This is a genomic window from Peribacillus acanthi (assembly GCF_003073175.1).
GTDB classification, from domain to species: Bacteria; Bacillota; Bacilli; order Bacillales; family DSM-1321; genus Bacillus_BN; species Bacillus_BN acanthi.
Genome location: NZ_QBBX01000002.1, coordinates 39,405 through 66,171, shown reverse-complemented (window position 1 = coordinate 66,171; position 26,767 = coordinate 39,405). Strand labels below are relative to the sequence as shown.

The window sequence follows — 26,767 nt, the reverse complement described above, 5'->3', positions numbered from 1 at the left end:
TGAAAAACCTTGAAATGATGGTTTGTAAGTCTTCTGAGAGATGTTTGAGCAACTCGTAGAGGAATTCCAGGAAAATGAATTAGAGGATTTTATTAATCGACATCGGCAGCCAACATTTCAAGAAGTACTATTTTCTTTTATTGAAAACAAAGGACTTCAAGACCCCGAGGTTTATAAAAGGGCAGGAATTGACCGTAAACTTTTCTCAAAAATTCGAAGTAATAGAAAGTATCATCCAAGGAAAAATACCATTGTCGCGCTAGCTTTAGCACTTGAGTTAAGTTATGAACAAACCGATCATTTACTCGATACAGCTGGTTATACATTATCAGACAGCGACACCTCGGATTTGATTATCAAGTACTGCCTAGAGAAAAAAATGTATGACATTGATAATGTGAATCAAACACTAGAATATTTCAGTTTAAAAACTCTAACATGATCAAAGACTGATTCACTTTTGAAACTGTCAAGCCACACCCCTTTATCCCTACAAAAAAATCATAATTATTTAGAGAAACCTTATACAATATATCCTCAGGAGGGGAAGTCATTTGAATATCAAATTGAGCCAGAAGATCATTCAAGATTTGTGTGGCACTGTCTCCTTCAAAAGAGGTGACGCTTTTTATCGCGCTAATAAAGTTCATTTCCACCACTATAACACTGAAGTTTGTGAAGCAACGGTTTCGGTCTCTGAAGATTTCTACGTTAAAGTTGAGAAGGAAATAAACGGAAACTTTAATACGACATGTAGCTGTCCTAAACTAGCTTCTTTCCAGAAGGATTGTCAGCATATTGCTGCAGTTTTACTGGCAATTTATGAGCATCAACGTCATGGGACATCCCCTATTAGTGTAAGTAGTGATTCCACTGAACCCTTACTATCAAATAGCTTCATTACACTTTTTAGTAAACAACCCAAGCGTTCAAGAGGGCACCAACGACACTTTGAAAATAGGCAAACCCTTGATATAGAATTCCTTATAGAGCCAGTTTCATTGGAAAACGGACTATATCTTTTTGCAGTATCATTAAAATTGCAATCTCACAAAATACAAAATATCCGTTCTTTTTTAAGCCAAGTGAAAAAAGGAAACTCTATTCAATTATCAAACACCTTTACATATGACCCGAACGTGCATTGCTTTTTGAAGGAAACAAACGAGCTACTTCAGCAATTAATTCAGATAAATGAATCTAAAAAGACGTATGGAGATGACCTTGATGAGGTTAACAGACCTGATTTGCTCACCCTTCCTCCTTCATCATGGGACAGTTTAGCACCACTATTTACAAAAGCTTCTTTAGTAAACATCACTCAATCTGGAACAATGGTTAATACATTTCAAGTTTCCAACAAATTGCTTCCATTACAGTTTGATTTAAAAGAAGAGTTCCGAGGATTTCAATTATGCATAAAAGGTTTAGACTCAATAATCGTGTTCCATTCTTATGGGGTGGTTTTACACGCTAGTAAATTATACTCTGTAGAAGATGAAGAAATTGACCGACTGATAGAATTGATGAGGATTTTAAAAACTTCTGGCACTAATCACATACAAGTTCCAGAAGAACAGCTCGAGACTTTCTTCAAACAAGTGGTTCCAGGATTAAAAAAATTGGGTCATGTCAGTGTAGCCGAATCTATAACTCGGATGTACAATAAGACCCCTTTAATTGCAAAGCTGTATTTAGATCGCATTAAAAACCGATTGCTTGCTGGATTAGAGTTTCAATATGAAAATATAGTTTTTAACCCTTTGGAAGAAAAAGAACAACAGAAGCGTTTCCCACTTCTTAGAGATGTAGAAAAAGAAGCGCAGATTCTTCAAATGATGGAAGATAGCTTATTTACAAAAACTGAAGGCGGTTATTTTTTGCATAATGAGGAACTAGAATACTCATTCCTCTACCATACCGTTCCTAAACTGCAAAACCTTGTCCAAATCTATGCTACAACTGCTGTCAGAAATCGAATTTTCAGAGAGAATACACCTCCAAAGATTCGCGTTAAAGTGAATAAAGAACGTACTAACTGGCTGGAATTTAAATTTGAGCTCGACGGATTCCCAGATAAGCAGATTCGTGATATTCTGCAAGCGTTAGAGGAAAAACGAAAATATTATCGGTTACGTAATGGAGCCTTATTATCACTAGAAACTAGAGAGTTTGAAGAAATCCAACGGTTTCTAAATGCCGTTCCAGAACAACAGGAAGATTGGGAAAGCGGTTTGAACGTTCCAATTATAAGAGGACTTCAACTTCTCGATGCTGTTGATGATCAGGAAACCTTTCAATTTGAAGAATCATTCCGTCTATTCTTAGAAAATATTTCAAAACCTGAACAATTAAAATTTGAAGTACCCTGCAGTTTAAAACGTGTTTTACGAGATTATCAAGTCCGAGGCTACTATTGGTTAAAAACATTGGCAAGCTATGGATACGGTGGAGTTTTGGCAGATGATATGGGATTAGGTAAATCACTTCAAAGTATTACTTTTATAGTGTCAGAACTCCAAGCAATAAAAGAAAAGAAACAACCCGTCTTAATTGTTTGCCCGGCATCTCTAACCTACAACTGGTTGAATGAACTGATGAAATTTGCACCAGATATCCAAGCGATTGTAATGGATGGATCCAGAGATCAAAGGATTAAGGCGCAGAAGGAAATGGAGGATTGTGATGTTCTGATTACATCCTATCCCCTGTTACGCAGTGACATACAGTGGTTTGAACAGCAATTTTTTCACACGGTGTTTTTGGATGAAGCACAAGCTTTTAAAAACCCATTGACGCAAACAGCAAAGTCAGTGAAGAAATTGCAATCTAATTATCGCTTTGCCCTAACAGGTACACCCATTGAAAATTCGATTGAAGAACTTTGGTCTATTTTTCATGTCGTGTTCCCTGAGCTTTTCCTTGGGTTAAAGGAATTCAGTCACCTTTCAAGGGAAAAAATTGCACGTAGAATCCGTCCATTCCTGCTTCGGCGTTTAAAAGAAGACGTTCTCACTGAGCTTCCTGAAAAAGTTGAGTTGCTAGAATCCACAGATTTACTTCCTGATCAAAAGAAATTGTATGCTGCATACTTGGCAAAGCTTCGACATGATACACTGAAGCATCTTGACAAAGATACATTTCGGAAAAATCGGATAAAAATCTTGGCAGGTATTACTCGATTACGACAAATTTGTTGTCATCCAGCCCTGTTTGTCGACGGATATAACGGTAGGTCAGCAAAATTTGAACATCTTATGCAGATTATCGAGGAGTCTAGGTTTGCAGGAAAAAGGGTGCTGATTTTCTCTCAATTCACGAAAATGCTGGCACTGATTGGGAAAGAATTAAATCTTCGAGGACTCCCCTACTTTTACCTAGATGGGCAAACACCATCCGAAGAAAGAGTCAACATCTGCCAACAATTTAATGAAGGGGAAAAAGATTTATTGCTCATCTCACTCAAAGCAGGAGGTACCGGATTAAATTTAACAGGTGCCGATACGGTCGTCCTCTATGACATTTGGTGGAATCCTGCTGTCGAAGAACAAGCAACCGATCGTGCCCATCGCTTCGGTCAAACAAAAGAGGTACAAGTCATCAAGCTTGTTTCCAAAGGTACTATTGAAGAAAAAATGAATGAATTGCAAGAGAAAAAGAGAAACCTTGTGGAAGAAGTTATAGATCCTGGGGATAAGGTTCAAAAAACTTTAACGGAAGAAGACATTCGTGAAATTTTGATGATATAAAAAATATTAATGGCAGCTAGTTTCCCTCCTGGTGGAAGTGGCTGCCATTTAAATAGTGTTTTTTTACCGAAATTCCAGATTTTATTACCAAATATAATAATTTTATTACCGAAAACCTCTGCTTTTTTACCGAACTACCTTAACTTATTACTAAACGCAAATATCAGAGACGCAACTCCGTGATAAATGATTGATGGGTTACTTAATATCTGGCGCATACTCTATATTCAAAACTTACCGGAATCCCTTATTAATACAAATGAATTTAATTATACTTTTGTAGGAAATATGTGGTTTCCCATTCATTTCGGCAGCCCAAATTAGGACCTTAGCCATCATCGTTTGCATAATACTGGTCAATTTCAAATATGATATCAAAAAGGAGTCCCTATGAAGGAGCTGATGAAATGGCCATCTTCAACAAAATCGCTTTATTTTTTGTAGTAATATATTCCGTCATTATAATTTTCAATACGTATTTAGGGGAAACAGAACGGGTACAATCCAATGTCTTCTACTTTTTGATGAACGGATTTGCTTATATCGTATCTGCTTTGGAAATGGAAAAAGAAAAGCAGATAATGAATTGAATATAAAACGAACAAAAATTGGGTAACCGAAATGAACAGTTCAATGGACTGTTCATTTTCTTTTTAGGTTAAGTGATTCCTATATTGCTAATACTAATAACAGATAATTAAGGAGGAAGAAAATGCCCCGTAGAATAACACAATCCGAAGAAACAGCGGATTCGAATACAAGTAAATCATTACAAAATGAAATTCAAGACCTTAATCGTATGTTAGGAGCGGTATTGAATTATCTTTCTGATGATGAAATAGATGAAATTGATATTGAATATCTCTTGGATCATACGGAAGGTCTTCGTGAATGGTGGAATGAGTATCGAGAAAGAAATAGAAAACATATTGAAGAAGAAATAAAAAAATCGCTTGGTGAACTCACGTTAGAGGACCTTGAAAAGATTCGTGAACAGATAAAAGAAAAGCAGAAATGACTTAAAAAGGCACTATTTCACCTTACGAGAAAAGTGCCTATTATGTGCAATCTTACAGTGTGCTTTCCCATTCTAAAATCTCTTCGCGTACTCTCGGAACAACCTTTGTACCGAAAAGCTCAATCGCCCCCATGACTTCATCATGCGGCATCGATCCTACAGGAACATGCAGCATAAATCGGGTCACTCCTACATTTTTTCTAAGATAGATAATTTTTTGTGCAACCGTTTCTGGATCTCCAACGTAAAGCGCTCCTTCAAAGCTTCGTGCTGCATCAAAGCTAGCGCGGTCATAATGACCCCAGCCTCGTTCTCTACCTAAAACGTTCATTACGTACTGCGTAGATGGGAAGAAGGTATCCGCAGCTGTCTCTGTATCTGCGGCAATATATCCATGTGAATGCGAAGCTACTGGTAGTCTTGATATATCATGTCCTGATTGAGCTGCAACCTTATAATAAAGCTGAACAAGTGGCGCAAATTGAATGGGTCTTCCTCCAATAATAGCGAGGACAAGTGGTAGTCCAAGCACCCCTGCCCGAATGACCGATTGAGTATTCCCTCCACTACCAATCCATACAGGTAAAGGGTCCTGAACCGGACGCGGATAAACTCCTCGATTATTGATAGCTGGTCTATGCTTCCCTGTCCAAGTCACCTTCTCGGACTCTCTTATTTTTAACAAAAGATCAAGCTTTTCCTCAAAAAGTTCATCGTAATCCTTCAAATCATTACCAAATAGCGGAAATGATTCGATAAAGGAACCTCGTCCAGCCATAATTTCTGCACGTCCATTTGAAATGGCATCCACTGTGGCGAAATCTTGAAAAACACGTACTGGATCTGCCGAAGATAGAACTGTGACGGCACTAGTTAATCGTATCCGCTTCGTTTGTGAAGCCGCTGCAGCCAAGATAATTGCAGGAGAAGATGCGGCAAAATCGTGGCGATGGTGCTCACCAACACCGAATACATCTAACCCTACTCGATCTGCAAGGACGATTTCTTCCACTACTTCTCTTATCCGTTGTGCATGACTGATTACCTCCCCAGTATGCAAGTCTGGCGTTGTTTCAACAAATGTGCTAATTCCTAATTCCACTTTTCTCTCCTCCTACTTCACTACACGGCTATGTATAAACTTTACAATTATTGTGGGATTTAAGTCTCCTAATATCAAGTTTCTTGCCTTGTAAAATACATCCTTAGCTTATACAACCCTACTTTTCTTATTGAAAACAAATTTACCGACGAAAGCAGTAGCACTTTTATTCTTAACAAAATTGACCCATACGTAGACGTACTTATTCGATGCCCATAAATGTTTACTTAAAGTACAAAAAAACCGCACCCTTAATACAGGAAACGGCTCTTTTGCTTGTTGTCACAATTGGTATTAACAACTATAACCAATTTAGTGGCATAAAAGCAAATTTTATACTCAATTGGTCACTTTTTTCTGCCTTTAGTAAAAAGCGGTCTAACTGCCGGTATTAGAATAATTTCAAATAGCATATGTATTAATAATTCCAATCCTTTAAAAAATGCCGGGTTAATTATCTACGAAGACTAATTTTCTGAAATGAGTGATGTAAAATGAAGGAGATCACCTTTAAAGCTTTTGCCATCACAAATGAAATTGATTTAAATAAAATCGCAATACATGCCGGCATACCTAAGAAATTCACGTGGGAACAGCCATTAGTATTAAAAGGCAGTATACTAAAATCGATTTTTAACCAAAATGTAGTTGAATCGCAGATGGTACTCGTTTTTTCCTTTGGAAGCATTGTATTTATTAATTTTACCCATTCCTATGAAATTAGGCGTTTTTTAAAATTCATCCATGATTTTGAACCGGATATTGATTGGAAAAATCTATATAAATATACCGATGATTATAGCCTTCATATTAAAGAAAATGAAAACATCTTGTTAACGGACGAATTTGTGATAGTTCCAAATTATGAAATTTTCTACCCAGAATTAATTTCTACAGTGCTTGCAAAATCGGTGGCTTTGGAGAAAACCGAGGAGCAGCTTGGAAAAATTCACGATAAGCTTGAAACCATGATTGATCGCCTTGAAAAAGGAAATTTAAGAATTGGAAATAAGGAATTGGCACGTACAACTGCCAAAATCGTCCGACATGAATATAATACTCTTGCCTACATCATGATTCTGGACAAACCAGATATCACATGGACCAGCAGCACAGCTGGAGAATTCTATGATAAAATGGTAGAGTTTTTTGAATTGAACGATCGCTATAAAATTTTGAAAAGTAAAACTGAGATTTTATATAACATCATGGATGGCTTTTCCACCATCAGCCATTCGATTCGAGGATTATTTGTGGAATGGATTATCGTAATATTAATCCTGTTTGAAATCATCCTTACTTTATTGGGTATTGCGGGGCTACTACCTTGAAGAATAGATTAATATACAGTAGTAAAAGCATCTATAGTACAGAAATTTTTAAAATACTGATACAGATATAAGTTACCATAATTTATATTAACCACTTTTCTAAAAAAGTCAGTGAGCAATTTGTCTTGTTCATTGACTTTTTTCCTACTTTATAACCACGCATACATTATTAATAATAGATTATTAATGAGATTCCATGGATATCAATCTTTAACATAGCTTAAAGTCTACTATCCTGCCAACGATAAGGTATTTTTAGCTATTTTATATCATATTGAATCTATGTATATTTTATTAGAATGTGTTGAACTGAGAGTAAAATAGACTGATATTTGAGTCGAATTTTTTGATAAAAAGAGAAGCATAATGACCGATATGTAATTACCAAAATTTTCTGTAAAATCTCCTATAAGACTTTTGAGTCCCAAAACACTTTAGGAGGAAGATTGATGAAAAAGAAACTTTTGGTACATACGGTATTGGCTGGTGCACTCACTTTCTCGGCTATCCCCTCTTTGACTTCGGCACATGATGAATTAGGTGGCGGTGCTGAAAAAGGCGAAAATTTATCAGGAGTTGAATTATCAGTTCCTTTGCTAGAAAGCAGTAAAAATGTTGGGAATTTAAAGGAAGTCGCTGCTGTTCCGCTTAGAGAATTAAAAGCTGGCATCAAAAACTCTACAGGTGATGTTTATGCTCATAAAGGTTTTGCTTATTTGGGAACACATAGTGCTAATGGGGGTGCTGGTGGTGTTCGTGTATTCGATTTGAAAGACCCAGCAAACCCGGTTGAGGTATCCGCTTTTGCCCAAATTCCAGGAACCTGGCAGGAAAAAGTTATCGTCAAATCAGTCAGTACGAAAACTTTCAAAGGTGACCTTGCTGTTGTCAGTGTCCAAAAGTTAAATCGTCTTGATCCAAATTCTAAAGGTGGTTTCGTCTTATATAATGTAAGCAATCCATATGAACCGAAGCAGTTAGGCTTCTGGGAATCTACTTCAGGAGCACGTGGCACACATGAATTGTATTTAACTGTTCAAGGGAACAATGTGTATGTATTGACGGCTGATTGCTATGCAGATTACTATTCTCATGGAAAGAAAATGGATGTTTCTTTTATTGATGTAACGGATCCAACTAAACCTGAAACCATCTATGAATTCAATCCACGTGATTATATTAAAGAAGTAAATGATAACAACTATGATGGTTACAATTGGACAGATGAAGAAGGTATCAAGCGTACGGCGTTCGCTCATAGTGTTATGACGGATGGAAATGGAACGACTGCATATCTTTCATACTGGGATCTAGGGACTATTATCCTTGATATCAGTGATGCTAAAAAACCAGTTTACTTAGGTAGAACAGATTTCGCTACAAAAGTACAAGGAGCTGCACACTCCTCAACACTTGCAAAAGGTGGAAATGTCCTAATTGAAACTAGAGAAGTATTCGGTCCTGTACGTGAAGGCTTCGAATCAGCTTATGGCTATACAATGATTTACGATATTAAAGATAAAACAAATCCTAAGCTTCTAAGCACATTTAAAACTGATTTTACTGAAAAGATTCCTGGTGGGGCAACAGTCCATGATCCTAAAGTTCATGGAAACACACTTTACCTTTCACATTATGCTGGAGGAGTTCGAACTGTTGATATTACAAATCCTTCCAATCCAATTGAAACAGGAGTGTATATCCCTAGTAAATCAAATATCTGGGGTGTGTTCGTCGATCGTAACTATGTTCTCGCTTCTGATATGGGCCAAGGCTTGAAGGTATTACAAAAGACTGGTGGAAGCTTGGAAAGATATTCATTAGAGGACTAAAGGTATAGAAAAGCTCCGAACCTGTTGTGGTTTGGAGCTTTTTATTGGTAATAATTCAAGCTGAGATACCCCCTTCTTTTTTATATCTTGCAGCTACTTGCACTATTAGTACTGGTATGGATTTACCTTTAGAAAGGTGGAAATCCTTTGAAATATGTTCTTTTTATAATAAAAGTGAAGAGTAAGAGATTGTTAGTGAAGGATAAAATTGTCTAAGTGATAGATATGGTAGGATAGCAAAAGGTAAATGGAATGGAACGTGGATAACGGCGGTCATGTGAAGAGTATTTTTGAAGATTTCTTTATAAGTGAAGAGTAAATTTAAAAATGTGAATGGTAAAAACATCGAATGTGAAGAGTATCCAGAGGTTAGTGAAGGATAAACGAGTTGAAAAGTGGATTAATTGCTTCTAATCTTTCTGATACAAAATCCTTATATATTTTCCTTTGACTAAAACCATTCAAATGTATCTCTTCCTTTCCTAACGGTACGTTCCTTTCACGAATAATTTCCTCAACCGAAAAAAAGACTCGCATGGTAGAAGCATCCATTCCAACATGCGAGTCTCTATATATTTCATAATGTAAAAATCACGAGGCAAACACCTCTCATACTTTTACAAATTCAGGATGGCGCCTGGCACCCTATTAATTCAATTCCTGTAAAATGTCCTCGAGTGTTTTCCCTTTGTATACTTCTTTTCCTTTTGGTGCATTTTGCACATCCGGGTTTTGTTTTAGGTAGTGTTTTTGGACAAATTTCATGTCTTTCGCGTCTACTACACCATCAAAGTTGATGTCCGCTGCACGGTTGTTTGTTCCCCAATGTGTTTTGATAAATTCTGCATCCAAAACATCAATGACGTTATCGTTATTAACATCGCCACCCATTACTGGTGCGTAGAAGATGTACGTCATGCGCCCAACGGATTCCCCGTTAAACAAGTCGTGTAAATCACTTATCGATACATGACGGTCAAAATGCCCTGGTATTTTGACCGTGATATCATATGGTTGATCGCTTGTTGGTAGGTTTTTCAAGAAGTAACGGGCACTGCTGTTGAATTCACCCGTATAGGTTTTCCCATCCTGCCCTACTGCCTGGATCGTCATGCCAGCTTTGGAATAATCCTTATTGTAGTCTAACCAAATGCCCGTATCCCCTATGAATCCATCTGCCAAAATACCACCCTCAAGCTGAGAAACCGTAGGAACGATATTTACTCCCTGGCCAAAGCCTTGGATTGATACTGGAGCTTGGTTCAATGAAAAAGCTTTTGAATTAGTGACATTTATGTTTTGAATCCATTTGATATAGCTCGCTGGATTCTCTTTTACTTTTAGTGTGACATCGATTAATGGCATAGATGTTTGGATTGGCTGTACCCCTTCGCCAGTCAACGCGGCACTCAAAGTGATTCTGCTTTGACTACCTACTGTCGTAACCTCTCCTTTTGTAAGGTTTGCTTGTATGTTATGCGCCTCTGCATATGCGGTAAAGTCTTTGTTTAATGAGACATGTGTAATGTCATAGATACTTGATGGTAAAGCTAACGTGAACTCCCCGCCTGTTAAATCTTTAATATTGTGGGCACTCAGGGTGACCGTCACTGTGTCGCCATATTTTGCATTATTTTTATCCGTAACAAGCTTCGCGTACGGCATACCTTTTTTAACAAGAGTGTAGGTAAAATCCGGGTGGTCCTGAATCCCATTCATAGCGTAGTCTATGGCTTGAAGGGTGACCTTCGTAAAATCTTTGCCAGCAGCCAAACCCGTTTGCACTTCAAAATTACCATCTTTATTAATTGAGATTGGCGTGCTTCTAGGATTCAACAGGTTAAGTAAATTAGAGGATTGATCCAAATCAAACCCGTTCTCTTTCATAATATCTACATGCTTGTCATAGATATTTCCTTTAATGACCATCCCGTCTACAGTTACTTCGTACACACCACCAGGCTGCTGCACTTTTACTTCTGGTAGCGTATTTTCAATGAAAAACGGATCTGATTTTTTAAACGTTTTGCCTTCTTTGTTCGTTGCGACAATTTCCACCTCGTATTTACCTGGACCAGCAAGCTTTTTCGCATAAGCAACTGGGGTATTTGGATTACCTGTAAACGGGAAATACAAGCCTACAAATCCAAATTCAATTCCATACAGAATATCCTCCGGAAGAAATCCATGGAACGATTCAATTAATCCCAATGCTTCTCCTGTTGTCGCATCCTTTAAAACGATATCAACCGTTTCCATAGAACTACTAAGTGAAAATAAGATTGGTGAATAACCCATGTAACCGTGGTTATAATCTCGTCTAGTTGTAAAGCTATTATAATAGGCATCTACTTCATTTATGCCTTCCTTCACATGCTTAAAGCCAAATGGAATTTGATAGACTTCATCCGGATTATTTTTATTGGTAAAATGAATAAACCCTTCATAATTTCCATACTCTGCACCCGCTGGAACTTGGATACTTGGCTTTAACTTCAAAGTTTTGTTTGCTTTAACCATAAGCCTTTCCGGTACATCCAGAGTCACCTTATTCTTCGCGGCATCCATTGCACCAGGAACGTTTTGATTAAACTTCACTTGGACTTCAAAGGTTTTGTCTTCGCTACTTGTATTCGAAAGAGTCACATTTCGATCATCTTTTTTAAATTGTTTGGTCACTACCTGGGATCCAAAGCTTAACGCTCCTGTTACTTCAGGTAGAGTCAATTCCACTTCACCCTTTATGCTAGGTGTGTAATCCTGTACTTTTATACTCATATCAGCATGTACAGCCTCATACACATCCACTCTTCCTGCTCCTACTTCAAAAACGCTGTAATCTTGCGCTAGCTCATCCGCTGTATTCATTAAAGCCGCTTTTACATCTTCTGGCTTGTAATCTGGGTGCGACTGTAATAAAAGGGCAGCCGCCCCTGCGACATGTGGTGCTGCCATAGAAGTACCAGAGGCTCTTTTATAGGCATATTCATAATTACCCTGATGCTCGATTCCGTTTACATAAGAAGGGACACTTGAATATACACCAACTCCTGGTGCCGTTACTTCTGGTTTTATATCATATATTCGGTATGAAGGTCCACGTGAGCTAAAAGCAGCCATTGTATCTCCGCTTGTTTTTAACTCACCTAGAGTATTCAGAGTGAACGTAGCGTTACCTTGTTTCACCATTTCTTTTACTTGAAGACCCTGTTCATTTGTAAGAGTGAAAGCAGGAATGAATTCAAACCCATCTCCTAGATAATGAGGGATTTGACCTTCTGCAGGATCATTATTATAAAGGAGGACCGCTTTTGCTCCATTCTTTTTAGCGTACGTAACTTTTTCGTTTAAACTAAAGTTACCTCGGGCAACAAGAGCAATTTTTCCATTTACATCTTTGCCGGTGTAATCCTGTTGGTTACCTAGTCCTACGTCTACAATGCTAAGGGCTTCAGTTTTAAAAATTGAAAGATCATCGCTGTAGCTTTTGGCTAGTAGTCTTAAATTGGTTAATGAAAGATTGTCGCTCGAAGAAACAGTGCCTGTTGCAGTTGGAACAGTTATTGAGTAATCACTTGCCCCAACTGTCAAAGCTAACGCAGAAGTTGCAGGTGAGCCGAGAGAATATAGATTACTACCCGCGTTTCCAGCAGCTACCACGGCAACTGTGCCGGCTAGGGAAGCGTTGTTAATCGCAATGGAGGTTGGATCAAGCGGATCATTATTACTACTACCTAATGAAAGGTTAATAACATCCATCCCGTCTGATACCGCTCTGTCAATTCCAGCAATAATATTACTATATGATCCTGATCCGTATGGTCCAAGAACCTTATAACCGTATAATTCAACGCCAGGAGCAACACCTGTAACAGCATAGTCGGTGTTATTTATTCCTTGACCGGCAATGGTACCAGATACATGAGTTCCGTGAGAAGTATAGTAGGTGGATCCACCAAGAGGATGCAGTTCAGGTTGGCCTGATTTTTGCCATTCTTCATATGTTGTTTCCATTGGATCAGCATCATTATTGACAAAATCGTATCCACCTTTATAGGCATCTTTTAAATCAGGGTGTGAATAATCAATGCCCGTATCAATTACGCCTACCTTTATGCCTTTTCCCGTAATGCCTTCATCATGAAGCTTGGTTGCTCCGATATGAGAAATGCTGTCAAGAGCAGGAGATGCGCTTTTGGTTTGTGTTTCTTCCACATCTGTAACCGGTGGTGGTTCAACTGTTACTTGTTTATCCTCGTAGATTGCTTTAACGCCATCGATTGAGAGGAGTGTTTGCACTTCATGAGCTGGTACAGTCATGGCAACACCGTTAAAGGCATGACGATATTCTTTTTTGATGTTTTGGCTAGTGTTGGTTTTTTGGGTATGTCCGATGTTTTTCTTGAACTGTTGGTGAGATTGCTCGACTTTATCGTTAGCCTCACTTAGTGATAGGCTGATTCCTTTTTCGGCATTCTTTTTGATGTCTGTTTTGGCAGGATCTTGGGAGAATTGAACAATGATGTTAACCGCCTGGTTACTGATGGTGTCGAGAGTAGGAGAAAGGTATTTGTCTGGGACTCCAGTCTCCTGACTGTTGTGTACACGGTCTCTGTCTTGCTTCGTTACATATTGAAGATATTGCTCTACATTGGTGATTTTGCTCGTTGGGGGCGTATCTCCAAAAGCAGGTGATGTACTAGAAAATAGCAAACTAGCTGCTATCAAACTAGTGGAAATCACATTAAATGGAAATGAAGATTTCTTTTTCATTTTGTCTAAAACCCTCTCTTTATGTAATTAGAAGCAAAGAAACGGTTCATTTGCTTTCCTACTTCTAAAATAAGATAGCCAGCCCGTCCCCCCACTTTCTTCTATCATAATCTGATTAACCCCTAATCACTATTGGGTTAATTTCGTAGGACTATTGGAGAGGATTCATATAACAATTTAAATAGAAACCAGTAATTAATAGGATACAATGAGGAAAAACACGGAAAAAATGTGTGGGAATTTGGGTTAATTTTATAAAATTGTGTAAATATTTATCCGTTATATCACTTGGCTAAATCAAGCAAATAGTCCATTACCTAATTATTAGGAACATTCAAATGTGAATAGTATGTAGGTATGAGTGAATGATAAACGAGTTGAAGCTCAAATTATTGAATCAGAAATATAATACAGAATAATCCTGGCGTGAATTGCAGACTTAATATATGAGTTGTTTTGTTTGTTCCATATAAAAACCTTGCATGAAGATTTTATATTCGTTAAGACTAAAAACTGAAGAAATCCATTACCACTTTCACCTAATCAGAAAAAATGGAGGTATTTATTATGGACCCAAAAAAGAAACCCCTCATTGACGAGGAGAAAATGACTATCCAGGCTAACCTAAACAACCTAGAACCAGGTGATTCTGTTAATGAGCATCGTGCAATGGAATCTGGAAATATTATTTTAGCTGGAGAAGAAATTAGACAACAAAATGAAAATTTATAAGACACACTCCCCCAACATGGTTTGGGGGATTTTTTCACTTAAAAGCAAAATGTTATTAGTTGATTTTTATCCTTTACAGGACTAAAATCCATATATGCAGTAGATAGAGAAAGTGGTGAATATACCACAGTGGAGAGTGAACTTTGGAAAAACAAAACAGCAGGTATCGATGGATAGTTTTTACGTCAGTAGTTCTTGCATATTTATTAATCGTTAGTCAAAGAACGGCTCCAGGATTGGTTTCGGATCATTTGATGGATGAATTTAAAATCACTGCTACAACGATTGGATTACTGACAAGTATTCAATTTTTGGCCTATGTATGTTTGCAAATTCCTATTGGCATTTTGTCAGATCGATTTGGCCCTAATTTTTTCCTCATTATAGGTACAATGCTTAATGGAATCGGTACGTTGATTTACAGTTTCGCACCAAATGAGATCGTCATGCTTCTTGCTAGATTATTAGTTGGTATAGGAGATGCGACCATATGGGTGAATTTGATATTAATATTAAGTCAATGGTTCAAGCCAAAGGAATTTGTTGGCTTACTTGGAATTGCAGCAATGGGAGGAAGCGTTGGATTTTTATTAGCCACAGTCCCTTTTTCCGTATGGATTGACTTTTCAGGTTGGCGATTGCCTTTTTTTACGACAGGATTAATTTTAACTACTTATGGAATCCTTCTTTACTTTATACTAGTCAAAATACCAAACAAAAGGTTTAAAATCCTTTCTGATAAGCATTTGCCTTCGATTGAGAAAGAACAAAAACGTGAGTCAACACTAAGTATTTTGATACGACTTTTCACTAGTCGTCAGGCTTGGGCTACTTTTCTTTGTCATTTTGGTGTAGTTGGAACCTATGTTGGTTTTATTGGATCATGGGCTGTACCATATGGAATGCAAATGTATGATTTAACACGTTCGGATGCGAGCCAACTGATTATGATTGGCCTTATTGGTGCAATGATAGGTGCACCTCTTACCAGTTCAATTGCTAGTAAGTTAGATACATTAAAACGACCTTATTTGCTAGTACAATTGATTGTTTTAATCAGCTGGACAGTATTTATCTTATTTAGCGGAAAACCACCATTCTATATGCTGATTATTCTTTTCTTTATCATAGGTTATGGAAATGGAGCCAGTGCCTTAACGTTTGCAGTTGTTCGTCAATCGTTTGATATGAAAGATGTTGGTGTAGTTTCTGGATTTGCAAATACTGGAGGTTTTCTGAGCGCTGTCCTACTACCTAGTATTTTTGGGAAAGTGTTAGATTATTTTCAGACGGATGTTAACAGTAGTGCGGGGTATCATTACGGTTTTGTTATTCCGGTGATATTTTCAATAGTCGGTTTAATTGGAGTAGTGTTAATTAAAGAAAAACGTAAGGAAGTTAAGCAGCAAGGTGCATTAACAAGCTAAAATAAATCCCCCAGACAATAAGTTTGGGGGATTTTTCTAATGATTATTTTTTTACGAAAATAGTAGAAATAATTTGGTCGTAAGACATGCTACTATTCACTTCATATTTGCCTGGACGTAATTCTTTTTGAAGTCCTTTTATTTCAATATGTCTAGAAAATTTAAATGCATCAGGAATTAATTCAGCATCTTTAAGAATTCTACCAACATCAATACTCGTCATACCTTGAGTTACATTCACGACTACTTTTGTTTCTGGTTTTTCTTTTTCCTTGGATGTATCGGTACTATCCTCTTTAGACGTGGATTTTTTACTTTCTTCTTTAGTAGCTGTTTTATCTTCTTCGTTTTGTGATTTTGGTTTTTCTGCTTTACCATCACCTAGCTTGTCATATTCCTCTTTTGTAAGAACCACATACCCTGTGGATTCAAGCTCTTTTTTCATCTCTTTATTAGTGGGCTGTACCTTTACAGTCTCTTGCTTTACGAATGATTCAGAGGATGCATTTGCATCATTCTTATCAGAAAAATACCCTATGGCACTGATTGATGTAGCAATAAGAAGTCCAGTTGCAAAGCTCGTCAATAAGTTAATTCGCATTTGCTACCATTCTCCTTTCATCCATCATCTTCTGATAAGGAGCTAGCAAACGTGCGATTTCACTCTCGGATACCTGTTTTTTCGCTGCGATACTCTCGATTGAATAATTACGTTTATATAAATCTAGTATTTCACGCATATAAAGTATTTCTTCATTTGAAAGCTGAATTCCAGCTTCTTTCATCATCACTTCTTGATCAAGCTCAATATTACGAATAGATTCCTGTAAAGTGTTGATTTCTTTCATAAGTGAAATATGTACAAGATCGACTTCCTTTTGATTTTCTTTCGACGCCTGAAAAGACTTCGAAAGAGAAATGACTAGCAATACTGCTGATATTAAAAACAATCCTGTTAAAGTCCATCCCATCTAACTAATTCCTCCTACATATGAATAGAAAATTGCAAACTCATTATACATGCAAGATAGCAATTTATCGATTCAATTCGAAAAAACACAAAATAAGTCGGATGGATTTACAAATATAAGGCAACTTAGTATGGACTTTTTTCTTATATGGTTCCTTGAATTCGGGACATTAGTGTAATTAATATAGGTTTAGACTATCTAATTCATTTATTTATCTTCCAAAGATTTTCTTTCCTATACTAAACACTGCACCTGCAGCAACCCCTACTGCTACGATTGGTGCTGCTGCAACGGCTGCAGCAGCTACGGCTGTTCCTGCTGCGACTGCAGCTCCAGTTGCGGCTGCACCTGCTGCTACAACTGCCCCTCCAACTGCTGTACTTGCAACTGCGGTTCCAGCAGCTGCTACTGCGCTACCAACAGCCGTACTCGCTACCGCTGAGGTTACGACTGTTCCTGCTGCTGTCACAGCTCCACCAACAGCAGTCCCTGCCGCAATTGTAGTGGTTGCGGCTGCAGTTCCTATACCTCCGATTGCCCCAACAACAGTGGTCCCTGCCGCAATTGCTGCACCACCGACAGTTGTACTTGCAATTGCAGTAGTTGCGGTACCAACTGCACTAGCAACAGCGGCTCCAGCAGCAGTGTTCCCTAAAGCTGTTACTGCTGCTCCGGTTGCATAGCCTACACCAGTAGAAACAGCAGTGTCTACTGCTACAGATTTGGCTGCATCTCCAATTTCTTTATCACCACTAATAACATCTACCATATTTGAACCAAGGCTGAAGCCTCCCCCAAACTGTCCACCTGTTTTTGCAGATTGAACACCTGCTCTATGAGACTCTTTTGCAATATTAATAGCTGCTTGAGTTTTAGGTACGATTACTGAATTAGTACGTTTTGTTATTTTGGATTCTAACTGCATTCTTTTTGCAATTTTTGTTGCCTCTCTAGCAGAAACCTCGGACTCAATTACTTCGAATCCCGCAGCCTTAGCTTTGTTTATTAAAGCTGTATTTCCTTTATCAACAACTATGGTTTGCCCTTTATATAACGGAAAATCTATATTGCTTGTTCCATAACCAAGCTTTGCTTGAGCATACTGTATGGTTCCATCGCTATTAATGATTGCGAAATCAGCTATCCCATTATTATTGATTACATTTGTGACTTGGCCATTGATGGTTGCTTTCGTTGCATGCATTTCTTCAAACACAAAGCCTTTGAATCCCCTTGGTCCGCCTCTCATAGTGTTTAGTTTGCTTAAATTATTCGATAGTTTTTCATAAAGCCCAGCATTCTTAATACCAATGGATATAGCTTCCTTTGAAAAAAGCGCTCCAGCAATACCTGAAATTTGATTTTTTAGATTTAGCATGGCTAAATCAATATCCCCACCTGCATTTATAAGTACCTGCTCACATTCCTCGTCATTGAATTTTGTAAGTTCCATTAACAGCAGATTCTTTTCCTTGCTAAAGCTAACTTGATTTAATACATTTGCTAATTCCTGATACAACTCTCATCATCCTTTAATAATAGTTTTCTAAAGTCAAAGTTCTAATCCCTTATTTATAAAATAAAAACTAGAGTATTATGCATAAAGAATAGCCCCATTACATATGTAAAGGGACTTTTACTAGAATGTAATGCAACTGGCTGACATTTCCCTTCAAGAATAAGCCCCTATAGCTTTGCGTCCCATATTTTCACATGGTTTGCCTCTATGAATTTTTCCATAAAACACCTTTGTTATAGAACTATAATACTATTATTACATTCTTAGGTATATGAAATCTTTTAGAAAATGTCTAATTATTTCATAAGGTATTTAGTTATATATTAAAAATAGTAAAATCTTCCTAAAATTCTGACAACAGGATATAATTATTTTGTATCAAATATTCCTTAAGGAGGTTATTCGTTGGAAATAACAACACCATCTACGGCATCACAACCACAGCACGTTTATCCCACAAAGAAATCTGCACTTATTTTTTTTACAGTTCTAGCTATTGTTGTTGGGACGATTATCATCAGTTTTTTGCAACTTCAATCACCTAGAGTCATTCCAAAGACGGGAGCTTCAAATGTGTTTTCTGCAGAACGTGCATTTTCTTATTTAGAGGAGTTTGCAGTTGCTCCCCATCCCCTTGGATCAACAGAACATGATAGAGTACGAGACTATCTTGTTCAGGAATTAAAGGATTTAGGATTAAGTCCTGAAATCCAAAATGTAAATTCTTTACGTAATACTCGCACATGGGTCACAGGAGGAAACATTGAGAACATTATTGCGAAAATCGATGGTACGTCTTCCTCCAAAGCAGTCATGCTTGTTGCACACTATGATTCTGTACCAGGAGGACCTGGTGTAGCGGATGATGGGGCCGGTATTGCTGGCATTTTAGAAACGATACGAGCATTGAAAGAACATAAGGCTTTAAAGAACGATGTCATCATCCTATTAACAGATGGTGAAGAAAATGGACTGCTTGGAGCAAAAGCATTTGTCGAAGAACATCCATGGGTCCAAAATGTAGGTTTAGTCTTAAATTTCGAAGCTCGTGGTAATGAAGGACCTGCATTCATGTTTGAAACGAGTGAAGATAATAGCTGGATTATTCAAGAATTTGTAAAGGCTGCACCTACTCCGGTTGCCCATTCCTTTATTTATAACCTTTATAAACTCATGCCAAATGACACAGATTTAACGGTATTTAAGGAAGCGGGATTGAATGGTCTTAATTTTGCATTCGGAGAAGGTTTAGGCCATTATCATACAACTAGTGATAATCTCGAGAAGCTAAGCAAAGAAAGTTTACAGCATCATGGAGAATACATGTTAAGTCTGCTTCTTCATTTTGGTCAATTAGATTTAGCTCAAGAAAAGGAAGGAAATAGAATCTTCTTTAATATATTCGGAGCAACCATGACTACTTATTCCGACAATTTGGTGCTCCCAATCATGGGTCTTGCCGTACTATTGTTTGCCTTTACAATGGTTCACGGTTTGAAAAGAAAACAAGTAACTGTTCTTGGTACACTAGCTGGTTTTCTTACATTCCTTGTAAGCATGGTTGGTTCAGCAATCATTGGATTCAGTTTATGGAAAGTCCTAACGATTGTATTCTCAAATACCAAATGGATGCTAGGAACTGACATTACTTTCGGCACTCTCTTTTTGATTAGTTTTTCCATTATCATTATTTCTTTCTTAAACCTGCTATATCATTTTGTAAGTAAGAAAATAAAAGTCGGAAATTTAACCATGGGTGCATTACTGATATGGTTAATCCTGACTGTCGTAACAAGCTTCCTGCTAATTGCTGGTAGTTATGTATTTTCATGGCCGTTACTTTTTGCATTGATTGGGGTAAACCTTTACTTCCGTTCGGAAGACAATTCATGGAAAGGTCATCTTTTATCTGCTGGGTTTGCGATTCCTGGATTGTTGATTGTCGTACCAGTAATCTATTTAGTACAAATGCTTGTTTCAATGAGTTTAGCACCACTATTAATGGTCCTAGTTTGCCTTTTAGGAGGCTTATTCGTCCCGTTCTTGACTACGTTAACCATTAAATACAAATGGGTTATGCCTACCACCCTTCTTGGTGTCGGCCTTGTCGTGTTACTCGCCAATTGTATTTTCATAGCGAACGCCCCTTCTGAGGATCACCATAAGGCAAGTGACATTACTTACTTCATGGATGCAGATAAAGGCAAAGCATATTGGGCAGCAAGACATGCATTAGATGGCTATACATCACAATATGTTAACGGTGATGTAAAAATAGGAAATACGTCTGAATTCTTCCCTATGCTTCAATGGGATGTAAATTATGCCGAGGCTGATTTATACAATATTGAAGGACCTATCATGAATGTTTTATCAGATGAAACAGTAGGAAATAAGCGTACAATTGAATACCATTTGAAAACAAATCGCAAGGCCGAAGAAATGTTCTTACAGTCAGTAACAGTCTTAAACATGTCACAACTGAGCATTAATGGAAAAGATATTGAACTAAGTCGAAACACTTTCACAAAAGAAAACCCATTCCTATTCACCTACATCGTTGGCCAAACTGGAGAAATGAATGTGAAAATTACAGTTAACGCTAACGATAAAATAGAGTGGATTGTTGCGGATCGTGCTTATAGCCTTCCTGATACTAAAGGAAAACGTCCTTCAGAGTATAGTACTTATGGGGATAATTCATTTGTAATGAGAACAATCAAACACTAATTGAAAAAAGTCATAATCTACAAAGTTTACATGAACTTTATAGATTATGACTTTTTTTAATCGAATATCTTCCATAATAGCCCTACAACCACTACTACCAAAATGGCACCAATTAATGAAGGAACTAACGCATAGCCGACTAGTATTGGACCCCATGTCCCAAAAAGGTACGGACCTACCCAAGTACCAGTGTACCCAGCTACTAGAATTCCCACCCAACTACCTGGCATATGAAGATGTGATACTTTATTTGCAACAGCCCCAATCACCAGTACAACAATAACAGATAGAATAAATGTAGTAATACTCATGCAGTAAACTCCTTTTTCCTAGTTTATGCATGTCCATTACTTAGTGTTCGATCATTAATTGATTCATCAGTAGTGCTTATCCGTTATTATCTTGATTTCAATCATTTTAACGAGCCATGGTATGGTGACCTAGATAAAACATGCATGATTTGATTCCTTTTCAGTCATCAAAAAAGCCAGGCACCATTCAAAGATACCTGACTAAAAAAATTAGTAAATTGATAAAATTCTGCCTAAATATATCCCACTTGCTGCTGCCTGAGATAAGGAATGGGTAACTCCTGAACAATCTCCTATCACATAGATTCCGGGAATGCTAGTTTCGAAGTGGTCGTCAGTTTCTATTATAGGAGAATAAAACTTCCCATCCATCCCATACAAAAGTGTATCTTCATCTATTTCTTCACCAATGAAATCCTCTAGACGATGTAAAAAATCTAGTAAGATTTGAATATACAAACTAGGAACCTCATCAATTAAATCTCCGTAATCTCCCAATAATATAGCCTGGACACTATTAGTAACCATTTTTTCGTTTGTTGTTGCTACTCCTTTACGTAAGTCCCCTAATCGTTGTACGACAATTCGATCTCTGCCTCTGTTTATTTTTCCTATCACTTGCTCAGCATAAAAATTTGCTTCCTTAAGAGTAGAAAAATACTTTGGGGTGAATAAGGTAAAATTCAAGTTTGTCGTTCCAGTTCCTTGCTCGCGAAAATTTTGGCCATCAGGCATAACGAGTCCTTCTTGGTATTTTCGTATAATTCTTCCTTGTGGATTCATGCAATATGTAGTGGAGATAATCTCTTCGTGCGAAAAAGATAGTTTTGTTTCGAAGGTATCTTCTAAAATCGACCGCAACTGCCTTTCCTTCATTTCGACTCGAATACCCAAATCTAACCTCGTTTTTCCTTGCTTGACACCTAGACTTGTGCACTGTTGCTTTAACCATTCATTACCGGATCGTCCTGTGGCAAAAACCACTTTTTTAGAATGGAAAACCCCTTGATTAGTCGATAAGGAAAAAGTATCTTCTTCAATTTTGGTTTGATGAACTTCAACCTCAAAATGAATATCTATCCTTTTAGATAAAATCTCAAACATCTGTTGAAAAATCGTCGTCGAAAGTACAGTGCCTAGATGCCTCACTTCAGTCGTTAACATCTGAAGACCACAAGCTTCCGCTTTCTTTGCTAATTCGGCATGATCTGTTGAATATTTCGATACAGCATTTCCACCAAAACCACACAAAATATCGTCCACTTCATTCATTAATTGTGATAGATTCTCTTTACCTACTTTTTGTGCTAATTCTCCACCAAAGTCACTGGAGTAATTGAATTTTCCTTCTGATTTTCCCAACCCAGCAAAACCAAAGTACTTCCCGCATACATCACAATTGCATTCTTCTCCTCGATCTAAAGTACAGGTTCTCTCCTCAAGGGATTTTCCTTTTTCAAGAATTAATATATTTTGATTAGTATGAGCCAATGTATAAGCTAAAAAAATGCTACTAACTCCAGAGCCTATTATAGTAATGTCATACATTCATTATCACCTTCTTAGATGAACTATCATTTAAATTAACAATAAGTCTATGAAGTTGAAAAAGCAAGAAACTTCCTGCTTCCCCAGGTTAAGTATAATGAGAACAATTGTACAATTAATGTAGTCTGATAAAAACGTATTAGAAAATAATTTGAGGAATACAATGTAAAGAACTGCAAATTTCATAAGGGTGGTGGAAGACATATGTTTTCAGTTACAGAAATGCGCGGCTTCGAAATGTTTTCAATGACCCATCTCCTTACTATTACTTTGTTTTTACTGGTTTTTTTCTTGTTCATATTTTACAGAAATGAACTGAAACCGTTTCAATCGAAAATCAAATGGACATTATTCAGTACCCTACTAATCTGTGAAATATCCTATCATATGTGGGCCATTCAAACTGGTATTTGGACAGTCAAAGATTTACCATTACAGCTTTGTTCACTTAGTACATTTTTGGCATTATTCTTATTCCTAAAACCCAATCCAAAAATATTCAATTTATTATTCTTTATCGGACTGCTTCCTGCCATACTAAGCATGGTCACTCCTGAAATGGTCTACTAATTCCCTCATTTTCGCTACATTAAATATTTCCTTCACCATTCAGCCATTCCACTTGCCGTATTGTACTTTATTCTATTTGAAGGTTATCGAGTACCGAGAATAGCCGTATTATCAAGCTTCCTACTATTGAATATCATTGCTGTACCTATATTTATCCTTAATCAGCTGCTTGAAACTAACTTTTTCTACTTAGCACAACCAACTGATGCCAAAACGATATTAACTCTTTTTGGAAGTGGAATTATGTATTATATAAATCTTGAAATTGCGGGAGCCCTTGTGTTTATCGTTACGTATATTCCTATGGGAGTTTTACAATATAGAGAAAGTAAAAAAAGGGGGGGCTTAAGTAAAAATAATGGTTAGAAAAAGTGTCAGTCCAAACTTAAGAACAAATTTCTTAAGTAGGACTGACACATATTTTAAAGAATCCTTTATTTATCAATATATTATTCTATCTATTCTCTTTCTAGTAACGAAGCACCAGAGATACCTGGTTTTGTCATTTCGTACGGGTCCAGAATCAGATTCAGTTCTTCTTCTGTGAGCACATCGTATTTCAAGCAAAGTTCTCGGACTGGTACACCCTGTAAAATCGCTTCTCTTGCAATTCGTGATGCTACTTCATAGCCTATATGTGGATTTACTGCTGTAATGACTCCAACGCTCTTTTCCACATATTCTTTTAGCCTCTCTTCATTCGCAGTTATTCCTTTTAAGCAATTTTCTGTAAAAGTACGGAACGCATTATTCATAATGCTAATGGATTGGAGAAGGTTAAACACTAATACGGGCTCCATGACATTCAATTCCAATTGACCTGCTTCTGATGCTAGACAAATAGTTTGGTCATTTCCAACGACTTGGAACGCTACTTGATTGATTAGCTCTGGTAACACAGGATTAACTTTTCCAGGCATGATAGATGAACCAGGCTGCCTTGCAGGTAATGTAATTTCACCCAACCCTGCTCTTGGCCCCGATGCCATTAATCGTAAATCATTGGCGATTTTTGACATGTTCAACATACAAACTTTTAAAGCCCCTGATACTTCTGTGTAAGCATCAGTATTTTGCGTAGCATCTACAAGATGATCTGCTCCCGTTAACGGAAGTCCACTGATATCTTGAAGGTGTTTTACGACTAATTCTATATAACGAGGGTCAGCATTTAATCCAGTTCCAACGGCTGTTGCACCCATGTTCACTTCATATAGATGTTGCTTAGATTGCTTAATTCGTTTAATATCACGTTCAATTACTCGGCTATAAGCTTCAAATTCCTGACCAAGTCGAATTGGAACAGCATCCTGTAAGTGTGTGCGCCCCATTTTGATAACATGGTTGAATTGCTTTGCCTTTTGTTGAAACACTGCGTGCATTTCTACCATAGATTCCAATAATTTTTCTAATAGGTTTAACACTGCAATATGAATTGCCGTTGGGAATGCGTCATTTGTAGATTGTGACATATTGACATGTGTATTGGGACTACAATGAGAATAGTCTCCTTTTTCTTTCCCAAGCAGTTCTAACGCACGATTGGCAATGACTTCATTAATATTCATGTTAATCGACGTTCCTGCTCCACCTTGGATAGGATCGACAATAATTTGATCATGCCATTTCCCTGCCATTAACTCTTCTGCCGCCTTGACAATGCATTCGCCAATTCCGGAATAAAGACGTTTAATATCCATATTCGAAAGGGCAGCTGCTTTTTTCACAACAGCCATTGCCTTTATTAGCTCTTCATGGATTCTATACCCAGTAATAGGAAAGTTTTCAACTGCACGTAATGTTTGAATTCCATAATACGCTTGTGCAGACACTTCCTTCGATCCCAAGAAATCTTTTTCAGTTCGCATTTGGCTCTTTGTTATTGGCATTTTATCCAGTCTCCTCTATTGCTACAACAAATCTAGTTCTATTAATCTAAAATGTATCCATTGCCTATTAAAACAAATCGTATCAGAAAGCTCAAGGTGTTTGTTTACCGTATTAAAGAATGAGACATTGGTATCTAACTATCCATACTTCTACTCCCCATAAACTTCTTCCCTTGTATGAAAGCCGTCTCTAATAATTGTTTGATCCATATTAGATAGGTTTACTGCTGTGGGATATAGTAAGAGAGATGGTACTTCGATTTTTCCGTTATTTACCCGCTTGCCCGCTTTTACTTCTTCATCTTTTGCCATTTTGACGGCGATTTTAGCCGCCGTATTGGCTAGGACATTAATTGGCTTGTACACCGTCATTGTCTGTGTGCCTTTGACAATACGTTGGGCAGCAGCTAGCTCTGCGTCTTGGCCCGCAACTGGAATCTTGCCAGCCAGTCCTTGTTCTCTTAAAGCTTTGATGGCTGCCCCAGCAGTAGCATCGTTTGCTGCAATCACTGCATCGATGTCATTGTAGTTGGCTTTAAGTGCTGCTTTCATGTTCACATAGGCATTAGTGGGTAACCAGTTTTGTGTCCACTGGTCGTATACGATCGTAATGTCCCCTCGATCAATATACGGCTGAAGAACATTAAACACACCTTTTTTAAAGAGAATTGCATTATTGTCCGTAATTGCACCACCTATATATACGTATTTTCCTTTTGGAACTAGGGAAGTAATTGCCTCTGCCTGTAGTTCTCCTACTTTTTCATTATCAAAAGAAATGTACAAGTCAATATCGGCATTTTTTACGAGACGATCATAGGAGATAACCTTGATACCTGCCAAATGGGCTTTGTTGACGATCGCTGCGGTGGCTTCGGCATTATGGGGAACGACGACAAGTAGGTCTACCCCTTGACTAATCAAGGTTTCCGCTTGTGAGATTTGTAATGCATCGTCTCCATTGGCAGCAAGGATTTCCACTTCTGCTCCAAGCCTTTCCACAGACTCCTTGAATAGATCCCTGTCCTTTAGCCAACGTTCTTCTTCTAACGTATCCATTGAGAACCCGATTTTAATCTTCTTTTTGCGCGGAACTTTAAGCCCTTTTGACTCTTCATTTTTTGAGATTCCAGCGGGGACGGCAGAGCCTCGGACCTTATTAGTCTTTTCACAGGCGGTGGCCAAACAGAGAAAAATCATAATGATTACAACCATCATCAGCCTACGTTGAACAAATCCTCGGTCCATCAGTCTCTCCCCTTTCA

18 protein-coding genes, 1 pseudogene and 1 riboswitch are annotated in these 26,767 nt (G+C 37.6%); of the genes and pseudogenes, 10 read left to right on the top strand and 9 right to left on the bottom strand.

Translation table 11 applies throughout. The features are described from left to right. Positions 1-40 precede the first annotated feature (40 nt). The 4 genes from DBX25_RS01990 to DBX25_RS01975 all read left to right on the top strand — a co-directional run bounded on the left by DBX25_RS01990 (position 41) and on the right by DBX25_RS01975 (position 4,767). On the top strand, positions 41-442 hold the full coding sequence (locus tag DBX25_RS01990) for a hypothetical protein (RefSeq protein WP_108669106.1): 402 nt from the start codon (positions 41-43) through the stop codon (positions 440-442). A 112-nt stretch (positions 443-554) separates the two neighbouring features. Further along, on the top strand, positions 555-3,749 hold the full coding sequence (locus DBX25_RS01985) for a DEAD/DEAH box helicase (RefSeq protein WP_108669105.1): 3,195 nt from the start codon (positions 555-557) through the stop codon (positions 3,747-3,749). Between the two features lie 407 nt (positions 3,750-4,156). Next, positions 4,157-4,339 (top strand): hypothetical protein, encoded by a 183-nt coding sequence (locus DBX25_RS01980; protein ID WP_108669104.1) that lies wholly within the window; start codon positions 4,157-4,159, stop codon positions 4,337-4,339. 122 nt (positions 4,340-4,461) lie between these two features. Further along, entirely contained in the window at positions 4,462-4,767 is a 306-nt protein-coding gene (locus tag DBX25_RS01975) for a hypothetical protein (protein WP_108669103.1), read from the top strand. A 52-nt stretch (positions 4,768-4,819) separates the two neighbouring features. Here the strand turns inward: DBX25_RS01975 and DBX25_RS01970 are convergent, their stop codons facing one another. Further along, positions 4,820-5,869 carry an LLM class flavin-dependent oxidoreductase gene (locus DBX25_RS01970; RefSeq protein ID WP_108669102.1) on the bottom strand — a complete coding sequence of 350 codons (1,050 nt, stop codon included), beginning with the start codon at positions 5,867-5,869 and terminating at the stop codon, positions 4,820-4,822. A gap of 494 nt (positions 5,870-6,363) precedes the next feature. Between DBX25_RS01970 and DBX25_RS01965 the strand changes: the two genes are divergently transcribed. Further along, a complete protein-coding gene (locus DBX25_RS01965; protein ID WP_108669101.1) occupies positions 6,364-7,200 on the top strand; it encodes an RMD1 family protein in 837 nt (278 codons plus the stop codon). A 449-nt stretch (positions 7,201-7,649) separates the two neighbouring features. Next, positions 7,650-9,032, top strand: a complete 1,383-nt coding sequence (locus DBX25_RS01960; RefSeq protein WP_108669100.1) for an LVIVD repeat-containing protein — start codon at positions 7,650-7,652, stop codon at positions 9,030-9,032. A 648-nt stretch (positions 9,033-9,680) separates the two neighbouring features. Here the strand turns inward: DBX25_RS01960 and DBX25_RS21605 are convergent. Then, positions 9,681-13,805, bottom strand: a complete 4,125-nt coding sequence (locus tag DBX25_RS21605) for a S8 family serine peptidase (protein WP_108669099.1) — start codon at positions 13,803-13,805, stop codon at positions 9,681-9,683. Between the two features lie 567 nt (positions 13,806-14,372). Between DBX25_RS21605 and DBX25_RS20770 the strand changes: the two genes are divergently transcribed. Together DBX25_RS20770 and DBX25_RS01950 are read left to right on the top strand one after the other, a co-directional pair. Next, on the top strand, positions 14,373-14,537 hold the full coding sequence (locus DBX25_RS20770) for a hypothetical protein (protein WP_170110109.1): 165 nt from the start codon (positions 14,373-14,375) through the stop codon (positions 14,535-14,537). A gap of 143 nt (positions 14,538-14,680) precedes the next feature. Next, positions 14,681-15,964, top strand: coding sequence for an MFS transporter (locus tag DBX25_RS01950; RefSeq protein ID WP_108669098.1), 1,284 nt, complete (start codon positions 14,681-14,683; stop codon positions 15,962-15,964). A gap of 43 nt (positions 15,965-16,007) precedes the next feature. Here the strand turns inward: DBX25_RS01950 and DBX25_RS01945 are convergent, their stop codons facing one another. From DBX25_RS01945 to DBX25_RS01935, 3 genes are all read right to left on the bottom strand, one after another. Next, complete coding sequence (locus tag DBX25_RS01945) at positions 16,008-16,565, bottom strand: MltG/YceG/YrrL family protein (protein WP_205685165.1); 558 nt, start codon at positions 16,563-16,565, stop codon at positions 16,008-16,010. Next, on the bottom strand, positions 16,555-16,935 hold the full coding sequence (locus tag DBX25_RS01940) for a hypothetical protein (RefSeq protein WP_108669097.1): 381 nt from the start codon (positions 16,933-16,935) through the stop codon (positions 16,555-16,557). The genes DBX25_RS01945 and DBX25_RS01940 overlap by 11 nt, the downstream gene beginning before the upstream one ends. A gap of 211 nt (positions 16,936-17,146) precedes the next feature. Further along, entirely contained in the window at positions 17,147-18,454 is a 1,308-nt protein-coding gene (locus tag DBX25_RS01935; RefSeq protein WP_108669096.1) for a hypothetical protein, read from the bottom strand. A 128-nt stretch (positions 18,455-18,582) separates the two neighbouring features. Continuing rightward, positions 18,583-18,668, bottom strand: a riboswitch (cyclic di-GMP riboswitch). A 191-nt stretch (positions 18,669-18,859) separates the two neighbouring features. Between DBX25_RS01935 and DBX25_RS01930 the strand changes: the two genes are divergently transcribed. After that, a complete protein-coding gene (locus DBX25_RS01930; RefSeq protein ID WP_108669095.1) occupies positions 18,860-21,184 on the top strand; it encodes a M20/M25/M40 family metallo-hydrolase in 2,325 nt (774 codons plus the stop codon). Between the two features lie 56 nt (positions 21,185-21,240). Here the strand turns inward: DBX25_RS01930 and DBX25_RS01925 are convergent, their stop codons facing one another. Beyond that, positions 21,241-21,495 (bottom strand): GlsB/YeaQ/YmgE family stress response membrane protein, encoded by a 255-nt coding sequence (locus tag DBX25_RS01925; RefSeq protein ID WP_108669094.1) that lies wholly within the window; start codon positions 21,493-21,495, stop codon positions 21,241-21,243. 210 nt (positions 21,496-21,705) lie between these two features. Continuing rightward, complete coding sequence (locus DBX25_RS01920; RefSeq protein WP_108669093.1) at positions 21,706-23,043, bottom strand: NAD(P)/FAD-dependent oxidoreductase; 1,338 nt, start codon at positions 23,041-23,043, stop codon at positions 21,706-21,708. Positions 23,044-23,247: 204 nt separating this feature from the next. On the opposite strand from DBX25_RS01920, the pseudogene DBX25_RS21810 reads away from it, so the two are divergent. After that, a pseudogene (locus DBX25_RS21810) lies at positions 23,248-23,979 on the top strand (YwaF family protein). A 92-nt stretch (positions 23,980-24,071) separates the two neighbouring features. Here DBX25_RS21810 and aspA read toward each other — a convergent pair. Both aspA and xylF read right to left on the bottom strand, forming a co-directional pair. Continuing rightward, positions 24,072-25,502, bottom strand: a complete 1,431-nt coding sequence (gene aspA, locus DBX25_RS01910; RefSeq protein WP_108669092.1) for an aspartate ammonia-lyase — start codon at positions 25,500-25,502, stop codon at positions 24,072-24,074. Positions 25,503-25,652: 150 nt separating this feature from the next. Further along, positions 25,653-26,750, bottom strand: coding sequence for a D-xylose ABC transporter substrate-binding protein (gene xylF / locus DBX25_RS01905; protein ID WP_108669091.1), 1,098 nt, complete (start codon positions 26,748-26,750; stop codon positions 25,653-25,655). Between the last annotated feature and the right edge of the window lie 17 nt (positions 26,751-26,767).